This window comes from Mycolicibacterium frederiksbergense (genome assembly GCF_012223425.1).
In the GTDB taxonomy this organism is placed as follows: Bacteria; Actinomycetota; Actinomycetes; order Mycobacteriales; family Mycobacteriaceae; genus Mycobacterium; species Mycobacterium frederiksbergense.
The window spans coordinates 2769206-2790796 of the sequence record NZ_CP038799.1 but is presented as its reverse complement, the minus strand read 5'-3'; the positions used below and the strand labels follow the sequence as shown (position 1 = coordinate 2790796).

Sequence of the window (21591 nt, the reverse complement as noted above, 5' to 3'; positions counted from 1 at the left end):
ACGCTAGGCCGATACGGCCGCGCGGTGCTTGGTGAAGTGCAGGGACTCCTCGTCGACCTTGCCGTGCCGGATGAGGCGCAGATCGAAGAAGTAGTTCTGCTTCAGCTTCCAGGGCGCCTCCGAGCCGGACTTCGGCAGGGTATCCATGGCACGGCGGAAGTATCCGGGCGTGAAGTCCATGAACGGCTCTTCGTCGATCGAATCGCCCGGGTGCTGCGGTTCGACCCGGTCGAAACCGTTGGCGTCCATGTAGTTCAGTACCCGGCAGATGAACTCGGAGACCAGGTCGGCCTTCAGCGTCCATGAGGCGTTGGTGTAGCCGAAGGTGATGGCCATGTTGGGCACGCCGGACAGCATCAGGCCCTTGTAGGTCATCGACTTGGTCAGGTCGATCGGCTCGCCGTTGCGGGTCGCCGTGGCACCGCCGAACAGCTGCATGTTCAAACCCGTTGCGGTGATGATGATATCGGCCTGCAACTCCTCGCCGGATGTCAGCTTGATACCGGTTTCGGTGAAGGTCTCGATGGTGTCGGTGACGACGTCGGCCTTTCCGGCCTTGATGGTCTTGAAGAAATCACCGTTGGGGGCCAGGCAGACTCGCTCATCCCACGGGTTGTAACGGGGGCTGAAGTGCTTCTCGTAGTCGAAGCCGTCCGGCAGCCGCCGAGTCGCCATGTCCTTGAGCGCCTTTTTGAACATCTTCGGGAACTTGCGCGCCAGCTGGTACTGACCGGTGGCCATCGCGATTGCCTTCCACCGGTTGACCGCGTGGGCGACATTCTTCGGCAGGTACTTGTTGGCTTGTGCGGCAACCGGATCCACCAGCGGCAGAGACCCGATGTAGGTCGGCGAGCGCTGCAGCATGGTGACGTGGCCCGCGCCCTCGTTGACCAGCGACGGGATCAGTGTGATCGCGGTGGCGCCGGATCCGATGACGACGATCTTCTTCCCGGTGTAGTCCAGCCCCTCGGGCCAGTGCTGGGGGTGGATGATCTGGCCCGTGAAGTCCGCGGCGCCCGGGAACTCGGGCGCGTAGCCCTCGTCGTAGTTGTAGTAACCGCTGCAGACCGACAGGAACGACGCGGTGATCTGCTTGCGCTCACCGGCATGCTCGATGTTGATGGTCCAGCGATTGTCGGCGTCCGACCAGTCCACCGAGGTGACGCGATGTCCGGTGCGGATGTGCTTGTCGATCCCGTTCTCGACGGCGGCCTCGTTGATGTAATTCCAGATGGACGCGCCGTCGGCGATCGCCTTGGCCGAGGTCCAGGGCTTGAACCGGAATCCGAGGGTGAACATGTCGGAATCCGAGCGGATACCCGGGTATTTGAACAGGTCCCAGGTGCCGCCGATGTTCTCGCGGCGTTCCAGGATGGCATAGCTCTTGGTTGGGCAGCGGTCCTGCAGATGCCAGGCCGTGCTGATGCCGGAGATACCGGCGCCGACGATCACAACGTCGAGGTGTTCATTCATGGTACCGACGGTATCAACATGGTGTTGAGTGAGTCAACGGTGTGTTGAGAAAGTCGACACGGTGTTAAGGTGGGGCCGTGACCACCGCCAGCCCGAGTCGCGGCCGCCGGGCCGCCCGCCCCTCTGGCGACGAGCGGCAGCAGGCCATTCTGGACACCGCCGCCCGGCTCATCCAGCAGCGGTCCTTCGCCGATATCTCCGTCGACGACCTGGCCAAGGGCGCCGGCATATCGCGACCGACCTTCTACTTCTATTTCGCCTCCAAGGAGGCGGTCCTGCTGTCACTGATGGATCCGCTGATCACACGCGCCGACACCGGTTTCGACAATGCGATGGACTCCATGCCCACCGAACCACACGAGGCAATCCGGCGCGGGATCGAGATCTTCTTCAGTTCCTTCGGGTCGCACCCGGCGACAGCGCGCGCCGGCGCGGAGGCCGTGAACAGCAGCCCCGAGTTCCGTGCCATCTGGGCGGGGCTGATGCAGAAGTGGATCGGCCTCACCGCGGCGCTGATCAACGCCGAACGCCAACGGGGGGCGGCCCCGGAGACGCTGCCCGCACTGGACCTGGCCACCTCATTGAACCTGATGAACGAGAAGATGATGATGGCGACACTCGCCGATGACCGGCCGTCGGTCGAGCATGACCGCGTCGTGGACACGCTCACTCACATCTGGCTGACCAGCATCTACGGCAGTACACCCTAGTTCGCTGTCGGACCCGGATGCGAACATATGTTCGTGTCCCACTCCGGGCAGGCCAGCATTCTGCACGCCGATCTCGACTCGTTCTACGCCTCGGTCGAGCAGCGCGATGACCCCACCCTGCGCGGCCTGCCGGTGATCGTCGGTGGCGGGGTGGTGCTGGCCGCCAGTTATGAGGCCAAGGCGTACGGGGTGCGCACCGCGATGGGCGGCGGTCAGGCCCGACGGCTCTGCCCGCAGGTCATTGTCGTGCCGCCGCGGATGCGCGCGTACACCGAGGCCAGTCGGGCGGTCTTCGAGATCTTCCGCGACACCACTCCCCTGGTCGAACCGGTCTCGGTGGACGAGGCGTTCCTCGATGTCGGCGGGCTGGGCCGGGTGTCGGGTACTCCGGTACAGATCGGTGCCCGGCTGCGCGAACGGGTCCGGGTGGACGTCGGTCTTCCCATCACCGTCGGGATCGCCCGCACCAAGTTCCTGGCCAAGGTGGCCAGCCAGGAGGCCAAGCCCGACGGACTGCTGCTGGTGCCGCCCGACCGCGAGCTCGCGTTCCTGCACCCGCTGCCGGTGCGCCGGCTCTGGGGCGTCGGGGCCAAGACCGCGGAGAAGTTGCGGCTGCATGGCATTCACACGGTGGCCGACGTGGCCGAGCTCAGCGAGACATCGCTGGGTGCCATGGTCGGCCCGGGCATGGGCAGGCAGCTCTTCGCGCTGGCCCACAACATCGATCGGCGCCGGGTGGTGACGGGGGTGCGCCGGCGCTCCGTCGGCGCACAGCGGGCCCTCGGTCGCGCCGGGAACACCATGTCCGCTGCTGAGATCGACGCCGTCGTGGTGAACCTCGTCGACCGCATCACCCGCCGGATGCGGGCCGCCGGACGGACCGGCCGCACCGTGGTACTGCGGCTGCGCTTCGACGACTTCGGTCGCGTCACCCGCTCGCACACGCTGCCGCGCGCCACCGCGTCGACCGATGCCGTGCTGGGCGCCGCCCGGGACCTGGTGGCCGCGGCCGCGCCGTTGATCGCCGAGCGCGGGCTGACGCTGGTCGGCTTCGCGGTCGCCAATATCGACCGCGACGGTGCGGCTCAGCTGGAACTGCCGTTCGGCAGTGCGGCGGATCCGATGGCGTTGGACGCCGCCGTCGACGAGGTCCGGCAGCGGTTCGGCAACGCCTCGGTGACCCGCGGGGTGCTGCTGGGGCGCGATCCGGGCCTGGAGATGCCGATGCTGCCGGAGTCACCGCCGTGACTCAGCGCGCCCACTCCAGCAGCCGATCAGCCGACCAGGTGTTGATGATGCGGTCCACCGGTACCCCCGCATCCAGGGCGCGTTGCGCTCCGTAGCCGAGGAAGTCGAGCTGGCCCGGGGCATGTGCGTCGGTGTCGATCGAGAAGTCGCAGCCGATCTGCAGCGCCAGATCCAGTAGCCGGCTCGGCGGATCGCGCCGCTCGGGCCGCGAATTGATCTCCACCGCAACACCATTGTCCCGGCAGGCGCTGAACACCGCCTCGGCGTCGAACGCGGACTCCGGACGGATCCCCCGGTTTCCCTCCACCAGGCGCCCGGTGCAGTGGCCCAGGACGGTGACTTTGCGGCCCCCATGCCTTTCACTGACCGCACGCACCATGCGCCGCGTCATCGCCGGCGCATCCATCTTCAGCTTGGAATGCACGCTGGCCACCACGATGTCGAGCCGCTCCAGCAGTTCCGGTTCCTGATCCAGGCTGCCGTCATCGAGAATGTCGACTTCGATCCCGGTGAGGATGCGCATCGGCCGGGGCGAGCGAAGCGACGGGAATGGTGCCGAGAAGCGTTCGCGCAGTTCGTCGATGACGTCGAGTTGCTTGCGCAGGCGCTCCGGCGAGAGTCCGTTGGCGACGGTCAGCCGCGGCGAATGGTCGGTCAGCGCGCAGTATTCGTGGCCGAGCTCATGCGCAGTCGCCATCATCTCCTCGATCGGGGCGGACCCGTCGGACCAGTTCGAGTGCAGATGCAGGTCCCCCTTGATCGCCGCACGGACCTCCCCACCGCCGAGATCTACCGCCGCCCGCTGTAATTCGACCAAGGTGTCGGGGACCCTTCCGGCCCAGGCCTGGGCGATGACCGTGGCGGTCTTGGGTCCGATACCTGGCAGCGTCTGCCAGCCGTTGGTCTTGCCGACCTTCTCCCGGTGCTCGGGCGTCATCGCCTCCACCACGTCGGCGGCCTTGCGGTAGGCCATCACCCGGCGCGAGTCCTCCCGGGCCCGGTCCTTGTAGTACGCGATGCGGCGTAGCGCGGCGATCGGGTCCATGCGGTCCATGGGTTCAAGTGTGCCCATGGCGGCGCCCGATCACACCCGGCGCCATGCCGGGTCGCGGCCGCTCAACGCCAACGCGCGCGCGAAAGCACCGGAGTCAGCGCCGACAACCACCGGGGGCCGAACAGTCCCTCGACCGGGCCGGCGGCGGTGAACGCGGTCAGGTGCTCCAGCAAGACTCCCGCAGTGTCGTCATCGACGGTGTAGGTCTGCCCGGTGGCGATCGCAACATCCCAGCCGTGCACCACCACCTCGGTCAGAGCCACCAGCCCGCACACCTCGCCCGGCAGGTCGACGGCCCCCACCCGGGACATGCCGTCCCAGGCCTGCGGCGCCTGCCAGGCCTTCGCCAATGCGGCGAGCCGGGCGGGGATAGTCGTCGCGCCAGCCCTCGTCCAGCAGATAGCCGTCCACACCGGGTGGGCTGTCGGTGAGGTCACCGAGATTCTTGGCGGCCGCGGCCCCGAAGGCGGGCGCCAGTTGGCCGATGTGCGCCACCACCTCGCGCACCGACATCTCCGTGCATGGCGTGGGTCCGTCCAGCTGGTCGTCGCGCACACCGCCGACTACCGCTGCGGCGCGCGCGCTTGCCGTCGTCATATCGATCACACCCATACCGACCGGCGTCGAGCACCGAACTCATCGCACCCGATCAGGCGCCGTCCACCGGACTTTATCGACGGCCGGTATTCGTTGACCAAGTGTGGACTTTGCCTTCAAGACTTCCCCGCAGAACACGACCTGGTCCGACATGCTGGCCATCTGGAAAGCAGCGGACGATATCGATGTCTTCCAGTCCGGCTGGACCTTCGACCACTTCTATCCGATCTTCTCCGACCCCACCGGCCCCTGCCTGGAGGGCTGGACCACGCTGACGGCGCTGGCGCAGGCCACCGAGCGGCTGCGCGTCGGCGTGCTCGTCACCGGCATCCATTACCGGCATCCCGCGGTGCTGGCCAATATGGCCTCCGCACTGGACATCATCTCGAACGGCCGCCTCGAGCTCGGCATCGGCGCCGGCTGGAACGAGGAGGAATCCGGCGCCTACGGCATCGAGCTGGGCTCCATCAAGGAGCGTTTCGACCGCTTCGAGGAGGCCTGCGAGATCCTCAAGGGGTTGCTGAGCCAGGAGACCACCACCTTCGAAGGCCAGTTCTATCAGCTCAAGGACGCCCGCAATGAGCCCAAGGGGCCGCAGCAGCCGCACCCGCCGTTCTGTATCGGCGGCAACGGTGAGAAGCGCACCCTGAAGATCACCGCGAAATACGCCGATCACTGGAACTTCGTCGGCGGCACGCCCGCGGAGTTCGCCCGCAAGCGCGATGTGCTGGCTGCGCACTGCGCCGATATCGGCCGGGACCCGAAGGAGATCACGCTGTCGGCGCACATCCGCCTCGGCGAGGACCGGAACTACCGCAGAGTGGTCGAGGACGCGATCGCGCTGGGGGCCGAGGGACTGGATCTGGCGATCATCTACCTGCCGCCGCCCTATGACCCCGCGGTACTGGAACCGCTCGCGGAGACAATTCGAGACTCCGGGCTGCTGACCAGCACGTAGAACTGACGGTCACGAAATTATTACGATCTGGCAAACGAGTGCCGCGCGGGTACCGGACCGAGATCCGCGCGGCGCCCCGGTCGCTCAATACCCGTAACGCAGTAACTCGTCGGGGGTGATCAGCCGCTCGTGCTTGGCGGGGAATTCACGGCATCGGACCGGGTGACGGAACCATGACCAGGCGATTCGACTCACTCGGGACCGTGAAATGGGATTGTTGTACACGGTAAGAACTCCTGCGGTCGGCTAATAGCTGCACCGTGGGGCCACATTACCGGATGACCCCGCCGTCATCATTAGACACCTGTGACGCGGCTAACACCAACCGGCACGCCGATTAAAAATCGGATGTTTCTAGTGTGGCTGAAGTTGCTGATGTTGCCTAACGCTGCGGGGCGGCCGTCGGCTCGATCGGCCGGGGCAACGCCGACTGGCCCATGAGATACCGATCCACACCGGCAGCCGCGGCGCGGCCCTCGGCGATCGCCCACACGATCAGCGACTGTCCCCGGCCCATGTCGCCGGCCACGAAGACGCCGGGAACGGTCGTCTGGAAGTCCCTGTCGCGTGCCACGTTGCCGCGGTCGGTCAGTTCGACGCCGAGGTCGGTCAGCAGACCCTCGCGCTCGGGACCCACGAAGCCCATGGCCAGGAAGACGATGTCGGCGTCGAGGTCGAAGTCCGACCCCTCGACCTTCTCGAACTTGCCGGCCTTCATCTCGACCTCGTGCACCTTGAGCGTGGTCACCTTGCCGTCGGAGCCGACGAACTGCTCGGTGTTCACCGAGAACACCCGCTCGCCACCCTCTTCGTGCGCGGACGCCACCCGGAACATCAGCGGGTAGGTCGGCCACGGGGTGGAGTCCGCACGGGTCTCCGGCGGTCGCGGCATGATCTCGAACTGGTGGATGCTCTTGGCGCCCTGGCGGTGCGCGGTGCCCAGGCAGTCCGCGCCGGTGTCACCGCCACCGATGATGACGACCCGCTTGTCCTTCGCGGTGATGGGCGGCTCGCCGTCCGGGCCCGCGACATCGTCGCCCTGCTGCAGCTTGTTGGCCCATGGCAGGTACTCCATGGCCTGGTGAATGCCCTCGAGCTCACGGCCCGGGATCGGCAGGTCCCGCCAAGCGGTCGCGCCGCCGGCCAGCACCACCGCGTCGAACTCCTCGTCGAGTTGTTCGACGGTGATGTCGACGCCGACGTTGACGCCGGTGCGGAACTGGGTGCCCTCGGCCGTCATCTGCTCCAGGCGACGGTCGATGTGGCGCTTCTCCATCTTGAACTCGGGGATGCCGTAGCGCAGCAGACCGCCGATGCGGTCGGCACGTTCGAACACCGTGACCGAGTGCCCGGCCCGGGTCAGCTGCTGGGCGGCGGCCAGACCGGCGGGGCCGGACCCCACGACGGCGACCTTCTTCATGGTGCGCACCGTCGGGATCATCGGCTTGACCCAGTCGTTGTCGAAGGCGTGGTCGATGATCTCGACCTCGACCTGCTTGATGGTCACCGCATCCTGGTTGATACCGAGCACGCAGGAGGCCTCGCACGGCGCCGGGCACAGCCGCCCGGTGAACTCCGGGAAGTTGTTGGTGGCGTGCAGCCGTTCGATGGCATCGCGCCAGCGGTCCCGGTACACCAGGTCGTTCCACTCGGGAATCAGATTCCCCAGTGGACAACCGTTGTGGCAGAACGGAATCCCGCAGTCCATGCAGCGCGAGGCCTGGACCTTCAGGGTCTCGTCGGAGAACTCCTCGTAGACCTCTTTCCAGTCCTGCAGGCGCAGGTCCACCGGTCGCCGGGCCGGGGTCTGCCGGACGGTGTGCTTGAGGAAGCCGTTCGGATCAGCCACGAGCGGCCGCCATGATCGCTTCGCCGACATCCTGGCCGGCCGCCTCGGCATCCGAGATCGCCAGCAGCACCTTCTTGAAATCGCGGGGCATCACCTTCACGAAGTGCGCCTGCTGTGCCGGCCAGTCCGCCAGGATCCGCCGGCCCACCGCCGAATCGGTGGCGTCCACGTGTGCCACGATCAATTCCTGCAACCCTTCGAGGTCATCGTCATCCAGTGCGTCAAGATCGACCATCTCTCCGTTGACGTTGCCCGGCAATTTCTTCTCCGGGTCATACACATAGGCGACACCGCCCGACATACCCGCCGCGAAGTTGCGCCCGGTCTGGCCGAGGATCACCACCCGGCCACCGGTCATGTACTCGCAACCGTGGTCACCCACGCCCTCGACCACCGCATGTGCGCCGGAGTTGCGCACCGCGAACCGCTCGCCCACCACACCGCGCAGGAATGCCTGACCGCTGGTGGCACCGAACAGGATGACGTTGCCGCCGATGATGTTGTCTTCGGCGACATAGTCGCTGGGCGCCTTGTCCGACGGGCGCACCACGATGCGGCCCCCGGAAAGTCCCTTTCCGACGTAATCGTTGGCATCGCCGTACACCCGCAGCGTGATACCGCTCGGCACGAATGCGCCGAAGCTGTTGCCCGCCGACCCCTCAAAGGTGATGTCGATGGTGCCGTCCGGAAGCCCCTGGCCGCCATAGGCTTTGGTCACCTCGTGACCAAGCATCGTTCCCACGGTGCGGTTCACGTTGGCAATCTTGGTGCTGAATCGCACCGGCGTGCCGGAATCCAGCGCCTCCCGGCACTGCACGATCAGCTGCTGATCCAGCGCCTTGTCCAGACCGTGATCCTGGCGCGAGCTGCAGTACAGGTCCTGGTTCATGAATGCCGACTCTGGCTCGTGCAGCACCGGGGCCAGATCCAGCTTGTGCGCCTTCCAGTGCTCGGACGCCTGGGTGGTGTCCAGCGCGCCGACCTGTCCGACCATCTCGTTGACGGTGCGGAAGCCCAACTGCGCCATCAGTTCCCGGACTTCTTCGGCGATGAAGAGGAAGAAGTTCTCCACGAACTCGGGCTTGCCGTTGAAGCGCTCACGCAGCACCGGGTTCTGGGTGGCCACGCCCACCGGGCAGGTATCCAGGTGGCAGACCCGCATCATGATGCAGCCCGACACCACCAGCGGCGCGGTGGCGAAACCGAATTCCTCACCACCGAGCAGCGCAGCGATCACGACGTCACGACCGGTCTTGAGCTGCCCGTCGACCTGCACCACGATGCGGTCGCGAAGCCCGTTGAGCAGCAAGGTCTGCTGCGTTTCGGCCAGACCCAGCTCCCACGGGGCACCGGCGTGCTTCTGCGAGGTCAGCGGTGTGGCCCCGGTGCCGCCGTCATGCCCGGAGATGAGCACCACGTCGGCATGCGCCTTGGAGACACCGGCGGCCACCGTTCCCACACCGTTTTCCGAGACCAGCTTGACGTGGATACGCGCGGCCGGGTTGGCGTTCTTGAGATCGTGGATCAGCTGCGCCAGATCCTCGATCGAGTAGATGTCATGGTGCGGCGGCGGCGAGATCAGGCCGACACCGGGCGTCGAGTGCCGAACCTCGGCCACCCACGGATACACCTTGTGCCCCGGAAGCTGCCCGCCCTCACCCGGTTTGGCGCCCTGAGCCATCTTGATCTGGATATCGGTGCAGTTCGACAGGTAGTGGCTCGTGACACCGAAGCGACCGGAGGCCACCTGCTTGATGGCGCTGCGGCGCCAGTCACCGTTCTCGTCGGGTTCGAAGCGGTCGACGCTCTCGCCGCCCTCGCCGGAGTTGGACCGGCCGCCCAGCCTGTTCATGGCGATGGCCAGCGTCTCGTGCGCTTCGGCGGAGATCGAGCCGTAGCTCATCGCGCCGGTCGAGAAACGCTTGACGATCTCGGTGGCCGGCTCGACTTCCTCGATCGGAACAGACTCGCGCTCTTTGAATTTGAGCAGACCGCGCAGCGACGCCATCCGCTCGCTCTGGTCGTCGATCAGCTTGGTGTACTCCTTGAAGACCGAGTACTGCCCGGTCCTGGTGGAGTGCTGCAGCTTGAACACGGTGTCCGGGTTGAACAGGTGGTATTCGCCTTCGCGGCGCCACTGGTACTCGCCGCCCACCTCGAGCTCGCGGTGCGCCCACTCGTCGGGGCGATCCAGGTAGGCCAGCTCATGGCGGGCCGCGACATCGGAGGCGATGTCGTCCAGGTCGATTCCGCCGGTGGGGCAGTGCAGTCCGGAGAAGTACTCGTCCAGCACCCGCTGGTTGATCCCGATGGCCTGGAACAGCTGGGCGCCGGTGTAGGACGCCAGCGTCGAGATGCCCATCTTGGACATCACCTTCAGCACGCCCTTGCCCGCGGCCTTGACGTAGTTGGCCTTGGCCTGGTCACTGGACAGCCCGGTGATGACGCCGCGGTCGATCATGTCGTCGATCGACTCGAAGGCCATGTACGGATTGATCGCCGCCGCGCCGAAGCCGCACAGCATCGCCATGTGGTGCACCTCGCGGGCGTCGCCGGATTCGACGACGAGACCGATCTGGGTGCGGGTGCGTTCCCGGACGAGGTGATGGTGCACCGCGGCGACCGAGAGCAGCGACGGGATGGGCGCCAGCCACTCGTTGGACTCGCGGTCGGACAGCACGATGATGCGGGCCCCGTTGCGGATCGCCTGGGAGACCTTGGTGCGGACATCCTCCAACGCCCGGCGCAGCCCGGCGCCGCCGTCGGCCACCGGGTACAGGCAGCTGACGACGGCCGCGCGCATACCGTGCTTGCGGCCGCGGATCTCGTGATCGGGATCCACGTCGATCAGCTTGGACAGATCCGCGTTGCGCAGGATCGGCTGCGGAAGCACGATCTGGCGGCACGAGTTCTCGTCCGGGTTGAGGAGGTCACCCTCGGGCCCGACGGTGCCCTGCAGGCTGGTCACCACCTCTTCGCGGATGGCGTCCAGCGGCGGGTTGGTCACCTGGGCGAACAACTGCTGGAAGTAGTCGTAGAGCATCCGGGGCCGCTGGGACAGCACGGCGATCGGGGTGTCGGTGCCCATCGAGCCCAGCGCCTCGGCGCCGGTACGCGCCATCGGCGCCACCAACAGATTCAGTTCCTCGTAGGTGTAGCCGAACGCCTGCTGCCGAAGGACCACCCGGTGGTGAGGCATCTTGACGTACTTGCCCGGCGGCAGCTCGTCGACGTGGAACAGCCCGCCGTCCAGCCACTCCTGATAGGGATGCTCGGCGGCCAGCTGCGCCTTGATCTCCTCATCGGCCACGATGCGACCCTGTGCGGTGTCCACCAGGAACATCCGGCCGGGCTGCAGGCGGATCTTCTGCACGACGGTGGATGGGTCCAGGTCGAGCACCCCGGCCTCGGATGCCATCACGACGAGTCCGTCACTGGTGACCCACACGCGCGAGGGGCGCAGGCCGTTGCGGTCGAGCACGGCGCCGATGACGGTTCCGTCGGTGAAGCACACCGACGCCGGGCCGTCCCAGGGCTCCATCAGCGAGCCGTGGTACTGGTAGAACGCCCGCAGCGCGGGGTCCATCTCCTCGTTGCGCTCCCAGGCCTCCGGGATCATCATCAGCACCGAATGCGCGATGCTGCGCCCGCCCAGGTGCAGCAGTTCCAGGACCTCGTCGAACCGCGCGGTGTCGGACGCGCCGGGAGTGCAGACCGGGAAGATCTTGTTCAGGTCGTTGTGGTAGCCGAACACGTCGGTGTGGATGAGCGCCTCGCGGGCCTTCATCCAGTTCTCGTTGCCGGTGACCGTGTTGATCTCACCGTTGTGCGCGACGCGGCGGAACGGGTGCGCCAGCGGCCAGGACGGAAAGGTGTTCGTCGAGAACCGCGAGTGCACGATGCCGAGTGCGCTGGTCAGCCGCTCATCCTGCAGATCGAGGTAGAAGGCCCGCAGCTGCGGGGTGGTCAGCATGCCCTTGAAGACGAATGTCTGGCCGGAAAGGCTTGGGAAGTAGACGGTTTCCCGCCCCGGGCCGTCCTGCCCCGGGCCCTTGGTGCCGAGCTCGTGCTCGGCGCGCTTGCGGATCACGAAGGCACGGCGCTCCAGGTCCATGCCGGAGGCGCCGGCGATGAACACCTGGCGCAGGGTCGGCATGGCATCGCGGGCCAGCGCACCGAGCGAGGAGTCGTCGTGCGGGACGTCGCGCCATCCGAGCAGCTGCAGGCCCTCGGCCTCGACGATCTTGGCGACCGCCTCGCAGGCCAGGGTGGCGTCACGGGCGGACTGCGGCAGGAAGGCGATGCCGGTGGCGTAGCTGCCCTCCTCGGGCAGTTCGAAGTCGACCACTGCCCGCAGGAACGCGTCGGGCACCTGCAGCAGGATGCCCGCACCGTCGCCGGTGTTGGGCTCTGCACCGGCGGCACCGCGGTGCTCGAGGTTCAGCAGCGCGGTGATCGCCTTGTCGACGATGTCACGGCTACGACGGCCGTGAATATCGGCAACCATGGCCACACCGCACGAGTCGTGCTCATATGCGGGGTTGTACAGCCCCTGCTTGGCCGTCATTCCCACCTGACCCTTTACTCTCAAGCCTGCGCACTGGCTTCATGTACTGCCGGCTGTCACCAGCGGCATCCGGTGGTCACCGGCTGGGCGATCGCGGTGCCTTCGTGCAGCACTGAACGACGGATTTGTCCCGCTCGCCACAAGTGCTCAAAACGATATGACAAACACCGGGTGACGTGCCAACTTAGTCAGACCTAAGTAGCAGCCCCTCGGCGCGGTGCGCGCCGCTCGGGACGCGCCGCCCGGGAATGGGCAATAGCGTTGGCGGCGAGGGATTTTCGGGATCGAGACCACACTTCGCCTCGACATCGGCGCGCGGGCCGCAATCGAGACCCTCGTCACACTGATTTGCTAACTATTGATCGGGTAGCCATTCAGCTGGTACTACGAATGAAGATCTGTTTGCTGAAAGCCTCCTCAAGTTCTTAGAGACGGCGCTTTTCCCATATTAGATACCCCGCGGGGGTACACGCCCGCGGCGACCGCACGAAGCTGGACCCCGATGGCATATCCGCTGACCACCCCGCCCGGCCGCTTCGGCATCGACAATGTCGAGACCGGGCCCGCCCAGTACGCCGCCACCATGCCCGTGGACGGCTTGCTGAATCCCTTCACAGGTTCGGCCACCGTGGGCCCGCTGGCGGTCCTGGTCGACCACATCGCCGGCTTCGCCAACCACGACCGCCGGCCCGAGGGGCACTGGACGGTCTCCAGCGAGCTCGCCATGGAATTCGCGGCGGACGCACACGCGATCCTGGCCCAGGACCCTGCGACGCCCGTACTGGCCGTCAGCAGGCCCGTGGGCGCGGCGGGCGCCACCTCGCTGTCGGAGTGCATGCTGACCCACCGCGGCACCGAGATCGGCCTCGCCACGGTGCGCACGTTCTACATCACCGCCGCCGTGCACGTACCGGGCGCCTGCGAGCAACCCGCCGAACCGGCCGAACCCCTGCCGACCGGCCTTGCCGAACTGATGGCCGTCGAGATCGCCGAAACCGGCGGCACCGGGGTGGTGCTGCGACAACGCGCGCACTCCGCGGTCAACAACACCTTGGGCGCCGTTCACGGCGGGGTGGCCGCCGCCGGCCTGGAGTTGGTGGGCTCGGCCGCCCTCAACATCAACCGCGCCGACTCGCCACTGCTGACGGCATCCCTGCGGATCAACTACCTGCGGCGACTGATCGGCGGCGGCCGCGCGCATTACACGGCGACGCCGGTTCACGCCGGGCGCAGCAGCGGAGTGGCCGAAGCACAGGGCATCGGCGATGACGGAAAGGTGGCGTTGACCGCCCGGTTGACTGCCTACCGTTGACAACTTATGCGTCACCGTAGGGCCAAGGTTTGGTGACAATCGCTTGTGCCGCAGGCGATTCGTGCGACTCTCAGCACGTAAGCATGCCTCCGGCGAAGGGGAGCACCATGACGACCCCCACGATGGCGCACAGGCTGGCCGCCGAGTTCATCGGCACCTTCTGGCTCGTGCTCGGCGGCTGCGGCAGCGCAGTGTTCGCCGCAAAGTTCCTGTCCGATGACGGCGTATCGCTGGGTATCGGATTCCTCGGCGTATCACTGGCTTTCGGCCTGACGGTACTCACCGGCGTATACGCGTTCGGCACCATCTCGGGCGGTCACTTCAATCCCGCCGTGTCGCTGGGGGCCGCGCTGGCGAAACGGGTCGAATGGTCCGCCGTCGTGCCCTACTGGGTCACCCAGGTGATCGGTGGGTTCGTCGCCGGCGCGGTCATCTACGTGATCGCCGGCGGCAAGGAGGGGTGGACGGCGACCGGGAACATGGCGGCCAACGGATTCGGCGACCACTCCCCCGGCGGCTACACGCTGCTCGCGGTGCTCGTCACCGAGATCGTGCTCACCTTCATCTTCCTGCTGGTCATCCTCGGCTCCACCGACGACCGGGCACCAAAAGGATTCGCGGGCTTGTCAATCGGCTTGACACTGACCCTGATCCACCTGATCTCGATCCCGATCTCGAACACCTCGGTCAACCCGGCCAGGTCCACCGGCGTCGCATTCTTCAACGGCGACGGCGCACCGAGCCAGCTGTGGCTGTTCTGGGTTGCCCCGCTGGTCGGTGCCGCCATCGCCGGTGTTGCCTACCCGTTGTTGTTCGGGGTGGCAGAGGAACTCGCCGACCGCCCGGTTCGCGACGACGCCCTGGAAGCGAAGACAGACTGACTTACTTGCGGGCCTTGCCGGCCGCGCCCTTCTCGGTCTTCTTGCCCTCATGCGGGAGTTTTCCACCCGCGCTCTCCAGATGCGCGCGGACGAACCACTGGAACTTCTCCAACTCGGCCGAATGGCTGATGAGCATGTCCTGCGACACCAGATCGACATCGTCGAGGTGCGCGATGCCCTTGCGGGTGTCCTCGATGATCCCGGTGTAGACGAGGTCGAGAGCCGCGAGATGAGCCTGGACATTGTCGCGGTCCACCGAGTAGTCATCCCAGGTGCGGTCGTTGACGATGGCGCCCGGGGTGCCCAGCGGGGACGCACCCAGGGTGGCGATGCGTTCGGCCACCTCGTCGGCGTAGCCACGCACCAATTCGACCTGCGGATCGATCATCTCGTGGACCCCGATGAAGTTGGGACCGACGACGTTCCAGTGCACGTGCTTGAGCGTCAGATGCAGGTCGTTGTAGCGACTCAACTGCTTCTGCAGGAGATCGGCTACGTCCGCACCCTGCTTGTCGGAAAGTCCCGGAATGGTGAAACTGCTCATGGTGTCTCCTTCATATCGGCGTCATTGCGTCGTCTGGCTCCCCCGACGCATACCCAAAGAGCCCGATCGGTAACCCATCTGGGCGCCGCGCTCAGAGCGCCCGCAGGTTCGGTATCGCCTGACGCGGCCCGCGGCGTTGCCGGACGGCCAGCCCGCCGGCTTCCAGCAACCGCACCGCCCGGTGCCGGTGCGGGCGCAACGGTTCGAGCAACTCCACCATCTCGGCGTCGTCGATGGGCCTGCCCAACAGGCTCAGCCCGACCACCTTCGACAGGTGGTAGTCACCGACCGACAGCGCGTCGGCGTCACCGAACGCGCGCTGCATCGTCTCCGCCGCCGTCCACACACCGACACCGGGCAGCGATGTCAGGCCCGCCGCCGCCCTCGCGGGGTGCAGCCGCTCCAGCGCGTCGGCGCGTTGCGCGCACCCCACCACGGTGCGGGCCCGGCCCGGATCCACGTTGGCGAGATGGAACTCCCAGGACGGAATGCGGCGCCACACCTCGGCAGTGGGAGGCACCCGCATGCCCGCGGGCGCTGGACCGGGCGCCGGCGCGCCGAACTTGGTGGTCAGCAGCCGCCATGCGCGGAAGGCATCCTTGCCGTACACCCGCTGCTCGAGGACCGCCGGGATCAGCGCCTCCAGCACCCGGCCGGTCCGGCCCAGCCGGAGATGAGGCACCCGCCGATAGGCTTCTGCAACCGTCGGCTCCGCCGGGTCGAAACCCAAAGTGTCATCCTCGGATCCGAGCAGCGCACCGAAACCGTCCAGGAACTCGGCGGCACCGGGACCCCACGCCTCACATTCCACGACGTCCGGGGCCGTCTTGCGGATCCGAGCAGTCACCGCGCCGGTACGCGTCATCGACGTGCGCCAGGTGTCGCCGTCGATCAGCTGGAAACACGGGTCGCCGCTGCCGCGGCGCAACGGCGACAGGGTGAACCCGGGACTGACGGGTCCGTCGAAGGTCACCGACGCGGTGGGCACCTGCCCAATCTAGGCCAGCGAGATCTGCGCCTTGTCCGGATAGAAGGCAACCTTGCCGGCGATGTCGGCGACCGCGGGGTACGGCTGCTCGTAGGTCCAGATGGCGTCCTGCACATCGGCCACGTGGAAGTAGCTCGCCTCACCCTTGTAGGGGCAGTAGGAGGTCGTCTCGCTGGGCACCAGGGCCGTGAGCACCACATCTTCGCGCGGGATGTACAGCACCGCCGGATACGTGCTCTCCTGCAGCGTGACCGCACCGTCCGATTCGGCGACGACCACCCCGTTGACCGTGACGGTGACGTGCCTGCCGGTCGGTGCCACGGTGATCGGATGCTCGGCGGTGGGCTGCCACACAGGACGCTCGCTCATGATTCGGACAACGTCGGCCCCGATGCGGTGATTCCCGCCACCCCCGATCGCTACTATCGGCCCATGAACGCACCGATTACCGGGTCCGTGTCGATCGCGGCCGATCCTGCGAAGGTATACGCGCTGATCACCGACCTTTCGACGCTGGCAGCGCTGGCCGAAGAAGCCCATGCCATGCACTGGACGAAGGGACACTCGGCGGTCGCCCCGGGAGCCGTGTTCAAGGGCGAGAACCGCAACGGCTCGAAGTCCTGGACCACCACCTGCACCATCACCGATGCCGCCCCGGGGTCGACGTTCGCGTTCGACGTGAAATCGGCGGTGTTCCCGGTGGCGCACTGGCGCTACGACATCACCCCGGCCGACGGCGGGTGCACCGTCACCGAGTCGATGTGGGACCGTCGGGCCGGATGGTTCAAGAAGGTCGCCGGCCTGGCCACCGGCGTCAGTGACCGGGCCGGCGCCAACGCCGAGCACATCAAGGTCACCCTGCAGCGGCTCAAGGAGCGCGCGGAAGCTTGAGCGCGTCCGCTCAGGGCTTCCGCGTGATGACGTCGGCGACCCTGGCGATGGGTGAGGTCGTGCGGCGGCCGTTGGCCTCATGTCGGTCGGCGAGTTTGTAGGCGATGTAGAGGCCGCGCACCCCAAGCCAGCGCATCGGCTCGGGCTCCCAATTGCGCGACTGGTGGCCGACCCAGGGCAGTTCGGTGATCGGCGTGTTCCGGGTCAGCACCAGGTCGGCCAGGGTGCGACCCGCGAGGTTCGTCGCCGTCACACCGTGCCCGACATAGCCGCCGGCCCAGCCCAGTCCGGTGGCGCGGTCCAGCGCGACGCCGGCTTCCCAGTCGCGCGGCACCGCGAGCACGCCGCACCAGCCGTGCGCGATGGGAATGTCGCGGACCTGCGGCAGGATCGAGTGCAGCACGTCGGCCAGCAGACGGATGGTGCGGGCGGGCACCTGGCCGTCCTGATCGGTGCGTGACCCGAACCGGTAGGGCACGCTGCGCCCGCCGATCGCGATGCGGTCATCGGCGGTACGCTGCGCGTAGAAGAATCCATGCGCGGTGTCGCCCACGGTTTCGCGTCCCTGCCAACCGATTTCGTCCCAGATGTGAGCGGGGACCGGGTCGGTGGCGATCATCGAGCTGTTCATCGGCAGCCAGCGCCTGCGCAATCCGGGAAGCGCGGGCGTGAAGCCCTCGGTGGCCCGCAGCACGATCGGCGCGCGCACGGTGCCGGTCCTGGTGACGGCCCTACCCTGCTGGATTTCGATGACCGCGGACTGTTCGTGGATGGTGACGCCGAGGCGTTCGACGGTGTCGGCCAGCCCGGCGGCCAGCGCGGCCGGCTGGATGCGCGCGCAGTCCGGGCTGTGATAGGCCGACACCAGTCCGTCGATGTCGATGCGTTGCGCTGCTTGCTCTTTGGTCAGTTCGACGACGTCGTTGCACCAACGGCGCTCTTCGGCGACACTCGCAGCCAATCGCGCCGCCTGGGCTGGGTTGCGGGCGATCTCCAGATTGCCGCCCTTGACCGCGCCCGCGTCGATCCCCTCCCGGGCGGCCACCTCGATGACCTCGTCGACGGACTCGTTGAGCGCCCGTTGCCAGGCCAGAACCTTTTCGCGGCCATAGGTTTTCGCCATCCTATTGCGATCGCCGGGAACCAGTCCGGACAGCCAGCCACCGTTTCGGCCCGATGCGCCGAAGCCGGCGAAGCGGGCCTCCAGCACGGTGATCCGCAGCGACGGGTCGGCCTTCTTGAGGTAGTAGGCCGTCCACAGACCGGTGTAGCCGGCGCCGACGATGCAGACATCGGCGTCTCGGTCCCCTGGCAGCCGTGGCCGCAGCGACGGCATCTTGTCGAACCAGTGCGAGACACGACCGTTGATGGTGGACACCCAGTGATTCTGCCAGGCCGGGTTGTCGGTGGTGCGGCGCATCGTGTCTGTCAAGACCGACGAAAGGGGCACACCATGTGCTGGCAATGCGATCACCCGGGGGCCACCCGGCAGGACTACCTCGATGCGCTGCGGGGCATCGTCATGCAGAACGGCTGGGCGGGGCAGTATGTCGAGGCCGACCCGCCGTTCGCGTACACCGTAGGGCTGAGCGAGGCGGGGCTGCCCGAACTTCTCATCACCGGCCTTCCGCCTGAACGGTCCATGCTGCTGCTGAACGAGATGGCGCACTACATGGTGCACGAGGTCGAGCCTGCGCCCGGCGACACCATGACGTTTCCCGACGATTCGTGTGCCGAGTTCGTCGAGGTGAGTCACCCGGATGTGCACATGGGGTGGGCCGTGGCGTTTCACGGCGGTCCCATCCGCGGCCTGCAGATCGCCTGGCGCGACGAACGTGGACACTCGCCGTGGTGCCCGGACTTCAACAGCGGCGGCCCGCGGCAGCCGGTGTTCGGGGCGCGGGGGCCGGTCGACACCTGACGGTTGGACTTCCAAAGTGCCCACCTCTCAGCGACTTTCGAGCGACAACCGAGTCTCAGTAATTTCTTTGGACTCATTGATCACATCGGTCACTTTTTTGGCCGTTTTGTCGGTGGTCGCACGTATGTTCGAGTCATGAACAGTGATGTGGCCGGCGGTCGGGACGCGGTGCAACACGCACTGTCCGACCGCGCCGCGTCGGTCAAAGCGCTGCTGGACGCCGATTTCACGATGTTCGACACCGCGGAGTTGCTGGAACTGTTGTCCGAGCGGGAGCAGCAGGCCCGCGCCGATACCGCGGTCGATCACCGGATCCTGGCCGCCCTGATGGACCGGGCCACCCCGCATGAGATCGGCGGGAAAACCTGGACCGACGTGCTGGCCACCCGCGACCGCCTCAGCGCCACCGAAGCCGCCCGCCGCGTCACTGCGGCCCGCGACCTCGGCCCGCGGCACACCATGACCGGTGAGGTCCTGGAACCGGTGCTGGCGGCGTGCGCGGCCGCGCTGGCCGCCGGGATGATCACCACCGGGCATATCGCGATCATCCGTGCCACGCTGAACAAGGCCTCGGCGCGCCTGGATGCCACCGCGCGCGGGCAGCTGGAATCCACACTGGTGGATATCGCCGCCACGAATACCCCTGAAACGTTGCAGAAGGCCGCCGATCACGCGCTGGCTCTGCTCAACCCCGACGGTGATGGCCCCGACCTGGCGCCGCACCGGCGCGGGCTGAGCATCAGCGCCCAAGACGTCGACGGTATGGCCAAAGTGTCGGGTTGGGTGGATGCGGAGTTCGCCGCCTATCTGCGCACCATCCTGGACGTGTGGGCACGACCGGGCGTCAACAACCCCGACGATGTTCAGCCCCAGCAGAATCCGGACCCCAATCCGCTCGAGGACGACCCCGTTGAACCCGACACCGACACCGAACCCGAGGGTGAGTTCGACTTCGACTTCGAGTTCGAGGCAGAGGGTGAGACAGCGGGTGAGGCAGAGGCAGAGGCCGGATCAGCAGCGGCCGAATCGGAGGTTGAGCCCGAGCCCGAGGAACCCGAGACCGAGGTGCCCGGGCCCGCTGAGTCGCCGGCCACGTGGGACCCCGACGAATTTCTGCGCGACCCGCGCACCCAGTCCCAACGCAACCACGACGCCATCAAAGCCGTCCTACGCGACACCCTGATGTCCAACAAGCTCGGCCAGCACAACGGCCTACCGGTCTCCGTGGTCGTCTCCACCACCCTCAGAGAGTTGGAGGCCGCTGCCGGGATCGCGGTCACCGGCGCGGGCACCCTCATGCCCATGCGCGATCTGATCCGGCTGGCCGAACACGCCCACCACTACCTGATCGTCTACCGGCACCACACCGCCGAACCGCTCTACATGGGCCGCTCCAAACGCTTGGCCACCAAGGCCCAACGCCTGCTGCTCTACCACCGCGACCGCGGCTGCACCCGGCCCGGCTGCACCCAAGCAGCGTGCCGCTGCCAAGCCCACCACGCCAACCCCAGCTGGAACAACGGCGGACTCACCGACGCACCCGATCTCGGGCTGGGCTGCGGACCGGACAACCTGCTCGCCGAACTGGGCTGGACCAACACCATCGACCCCGTCACCGGCCGCGTGCACTGGCACCCACCACCACTGATGAACACCGGCGGCGACACCCTCAACCACCACTTCCACCCCGAAGAACTCTTCCCGCCAACCGATTCCGACGAACAGGACGACGACCCGTGGCTTTCTCAGAACGAATAGCGATGGTATTGCGCCACATAACGCAATACCGACACCCTCGACATGGCGTTGGCCAGCAGCCGGTAGGCCGGACGCACCAGATCAAAAGCCACAGTGTCAAAAGGGGATACCCAGGCCAGCAGCCGCGTGCCGGGGACATTCCGCAGGATGTCATCGGGACCGTTGACCGCCCAGCGCAGGGTGGCACCCGAACGGCGCACCACCGAATTGGACCACTGCGATCTGATGCCCAGCGAATTGAACGCGTCGAACTGCAATTCCCCGGTGCCGCAATGCCCGACGACTCGGTTGAGCAGATCGAGACCGTCGGCCTCGGTGAGATACATCATCAGTCCCTCCCCGATGGCCAGCACCGGCGCCCCGACCGGGATGTCCCGCAGCCATGCCGGATCGGTGACGGAGGCGGACACGACGTGATAGCCCTCTCCGCCGGCCGGCAGCAGACGGCCGCGCAACTCGGCGACCTCCGGGTAGTCGATGTCGTACCACTGCACGCCCGGTCCCGGCGCCACCCGGAAGTATCTGCTGTCCAGTCCGCAACCGAGGTGCAGCACAGTGGCTTTCGGATGGACAGCCAGGAACTGCCGGACCCAGATATCGAAGTGCGCCGAGCGAGTGGTGACGGCCGGGGACCGCCGCGCGGTGATGGTGGTCTGCGTCCAGTCGTAGTCGATACCCGCGACGGCCTGTTTGGCCCAGCGGTCGTTGAGAATGGGCCGCGCCAGGTCGGCATCCAGCGCCTTGGCGTACAGCGTCGCGAGCATGGTCTGCGGCGCACCGGTCAGATCGACGCGCACGTGGTCATCGGCGGTCATGTCACCACGCTAGTACCGCAACCCG

At 66.9% G+C, this 21591-nt stretch carries 19 protein-coding genes; 8 read left to right on the top strand and 11 right to left on the bottom strand.

Going from position 1 to position 21591, the window contains the following annotated elements; all coding sequences use genetic code 11:
• Nucleotides 1-3: 3 nt before the first annotated feature.
• A complete protein-coding gene (locus EXE63_RS16425) occupies nt 4-1473 on the bottom strand; it encodes a flavin-containing monooxygenase (protein WP_168142815.1) in 1470 nt (489 codons plus the stop codon).
• Between the two features lie 77 nt (nt 1474-1550).
• Between EXE63_RS16425 and EXE63_RS16420 the strand changes: the two genes are divergently transcribed.
• Both EXE63_RS16420 and dinB read left to right on the top strand, forming a co-directional pair.
• On the top strand, nt 1551-2183 hold the full coding sequence (locus tag EXE63_RS16420) for a TetR/AcrR family transcriptional regulator (RefSeq protein ID WP_105362326.1): 633 nt from the start codon (nt 1551-1553) through the stop codon (nt 2181-2183).
• A gap of 27 nt (nt 2184-2210) precedes the next feature.
• Nucleotides 2211-3431: a DNA polymerase IV gene (gene dinB / locus EXE63_RS16415; RefSeq protein WP_168142814.1), complete on the top strand. Its 1221-nt coding sequence runs from the start codon at nt 2211-2213 to the stop codon at nt 3429-3431.
• 1 nt (nt 3432) lies between these two features.
• Here dinB and EXE63_RS16410 read toward each other — a convergent pair whose 3' ends face one another.
• From EXE63_RS16410 to EXE63_RS16405, 3 genes are all read right to left on the bottom strand, one after another.
• Nucleotides 3433-4476, bottom strand: coding sequence for a PHP domain-containing protein (locus EXE63_RS16410; protein WP_168145620.1), 1044 nt, complete (start codon nt 4474-4476; stop codon nt 3433-3435).
• A gap of 71 nt (nt 4477-4547) precedes the next feature.
• Complete coding sequence (locus EXE63_RS33490; protein WP_366515341.1) at nt 4548-4748, bottom strand: hypothetical protein; 201 nt, start codon at nt 4746-4748, stop codon at nt 4548-4550.
• A complete protein-coding gene (locus EXE63_RS16405) occupies nt 4675-5082 on the bottom strand; it encodes a maleylpyruvate isomerase N-terminal domain-containing protein (protein ID WP_366515340.1) in 408 nt (135 codons plus the stop codon). The genes EXE63_RS33490 and EXE63_RS16405 overlap by 74 nt, the downstream gene beginning before the upstream one ends.
• Nucleotides 5083-5185: 103 nt before the next feature.
• Here EXE63_RS16405 and EXE63_RS16400 point away from each other — a divergent pair, with 103 nt between their 5' ends.
• On the top strand, nt 5186-6040 hold the full coding sequence (locus EXE63_RS16400) for an LLM class F420-dependent oxidoreductase (RefSeq protein WP_168142813.1): 855 nt from the start codon (nt 5186-5188) through the stop codon (nt 6038-6040).
• Nucleotides 6041-6422: 382 nt separating this feature from the next.
• On the opposite strand, the gene EXE63_RS16395 is transcribed toward EXE63_RS16400, so the two are convergent.
• Complete coding sequence (locus EXE63_RS16395) at nt 6423-7889, bottom strand: glutamate synthase subunit beta (RefSeq protein ID WP_168142812.1); 1467 nt, start codon at nt 7887-7889, stop codon at nt 6423-6425.
• Nucleotides 7882-12456 (bottom strand): glutamate synthase large subunit, encoded by a 4575-nt coding sequence (gltB, locus tag EXE63_RS16390; RefSeq protein ID WP_168142811.1) that lies wholly within the window; start codon nt 12454-12456, stop codon nt 7882-7884. The genes EXE63_RS16395 and gltB overlap by 8 nt, the downstream gene beginning before the upstream one ends.
• A gap of 502 nt (nt 12457-12958) precedes the next feature.
• Between gltB and EXE63_RS16385 the strand changes: the two genes are divergently transcribed.
• Nucleotides 12959-13768: a PaaI family thioesterase gene (locus EXE63_RS16385; protein WP_168142810.1), complete on the top strand. Its 810-nt coding sequence runs from the start codon at nt 12959-12961 to the stop codon at nt 13766-13768.
• Nucleotides 13769-13875: 107 nt separating this feature from the next.
• Complete coding sequence (aqpZ, locus tag EXE63_RS16380) at nt 13876-14649, top strand: aquaporin Z (RefSeq protein ID WP_168142809.1); 774 nt, start codon at nt 13876-13878, stop codon at nt 14647-14649.
• Between the two features lies 1 nt (nt 14650).
• On the opposite strand, the gene EXE63_RS16375 is transcribed toward aqpZ, so the two are convergent.
• The 3 genes from EXE63_RS16375 to EXE63_RS16365 all read right to left on the bottom strand — a co-directional run bounded on the left by EXE63_RS16375 (nt 14651) and on the right by EXE63_RS16365 (nt 16550).
• Nucleotides 14651-15193: a Dps family protein gene (locus tag EXE63_RS16375; protein WP_168142808.1), complete on the bottom strand. Its 543-nt coding sequence runs from the start codon at nt 15191-15193 to the stop codon at nt 14651-14653.
• Nucleotides 15194-15284: 91 nt separating this feature from the next.
• Nucleotides 15285-16181 carry a DNA-3-methyladenine glycosylase family protein gene (locus tag EXE63_RS16370; RefSeq protein WP_168142807.1) on the bottom strand — a complete coding sequence of 299 codons (897 nt, stop codon included), beginning with the start codon at nt 16179-16181 and terminating at the stop codon, nt 15285-15287.
• A gap of 9 nt (nt 16182-16190) precedes the next feature.
• Nucleotides 16191-16550 carry a DUF427 domain-containing protein gene (locus EXE63_RS16365; RefSeq protein ID WP_168142806.1) on the bottom strand — a complete coding sequence of 120 codons (360 nt, stop codon included), beginning with the start codon at nt 16548-16550 and terminating at the stop codon, nt 16191-16193.
• 63 nt (nt 16551-16613) lie between these two features.
• Here EXE63_RS16365 and EXE63_RS16360 point away from each other — a divergent pair, with 63 nt between their 5' ends.
• Complete coding sequence (locus tag EXE63_RS16360) at nt 16614-17072, top strand: SRPBCC family protein (protein ID WP_168142805.1); 459 nt, start codon at nt 16614-16616, stop codon at nt 17070-17072.
• A gap of 10 nt (nt 17073-17082) precedes the next feature.
• Here EXE63_RS16360 and EXE63_RS16355 read toward each other — a convergent pair whose 3' ends face one another.
• Complete coding sequence (locus tag EXE63_RS16355) at nt 17083-18492, bottom strand: NAD(P)/FAD-dependent oxidoreductase (RefSeq protein WP_210000549.1); 1410 nt, start codon at nt 18490-18492, stop codon at nt 17083-17085.
• A 33-nt stretch (nt 18493-18525) separates the two neighbouring features.
• Here EXE63_RS16355 and EXE63_RS16350 point away from each other — a divergent pair, with 33 nt between their 5' ends.
• Both EXE63_RS16350 and EXE63_RS16345 read left to right on the top strand, forming a co-directional pair.
• Complete coding sequence (locus tag EXE63_RS16350) at nt 18526-18993, top strand: DUF4262 domain-containing protein (RefSeq protein ID WP_168142804.1); 468 nt, start codon at nt 18526-18528, stop codon at nt 18991-18993.
• Nucleotides 18994-19128: 135 nt separating this feature from the next.
• Nucleotides 19129-20751, top strand: coding sequence for an HNH endonuclease signature motif containing protein (locus EXE63_RS16345; protein ID WP_168142803.1), 1623 nt, complete (start codon nt 19129-19131; stop codon nt 20749-20751).
• Here EXE63_RS16345 and EXE63_RS16340 read toward each other — a convergent pair.
• Nucleotides 20739-21566, bottom strand: a complete 828-nt coding sequence (locus EXE63_RS16340; RefSeq protein ID WP_168142802.1) for a class I SAM-dependent methyltransferase — start codon at nt 21564-21566, stop codon at nt 20739-20741. The two genes, EXE63_RS16345 and EXE63_RS16340, sit on opposite strands and share 13 nt — an antisense overlap.
• Nucleotides 21567-21591 lie beyond the last annotated feature (25 nt).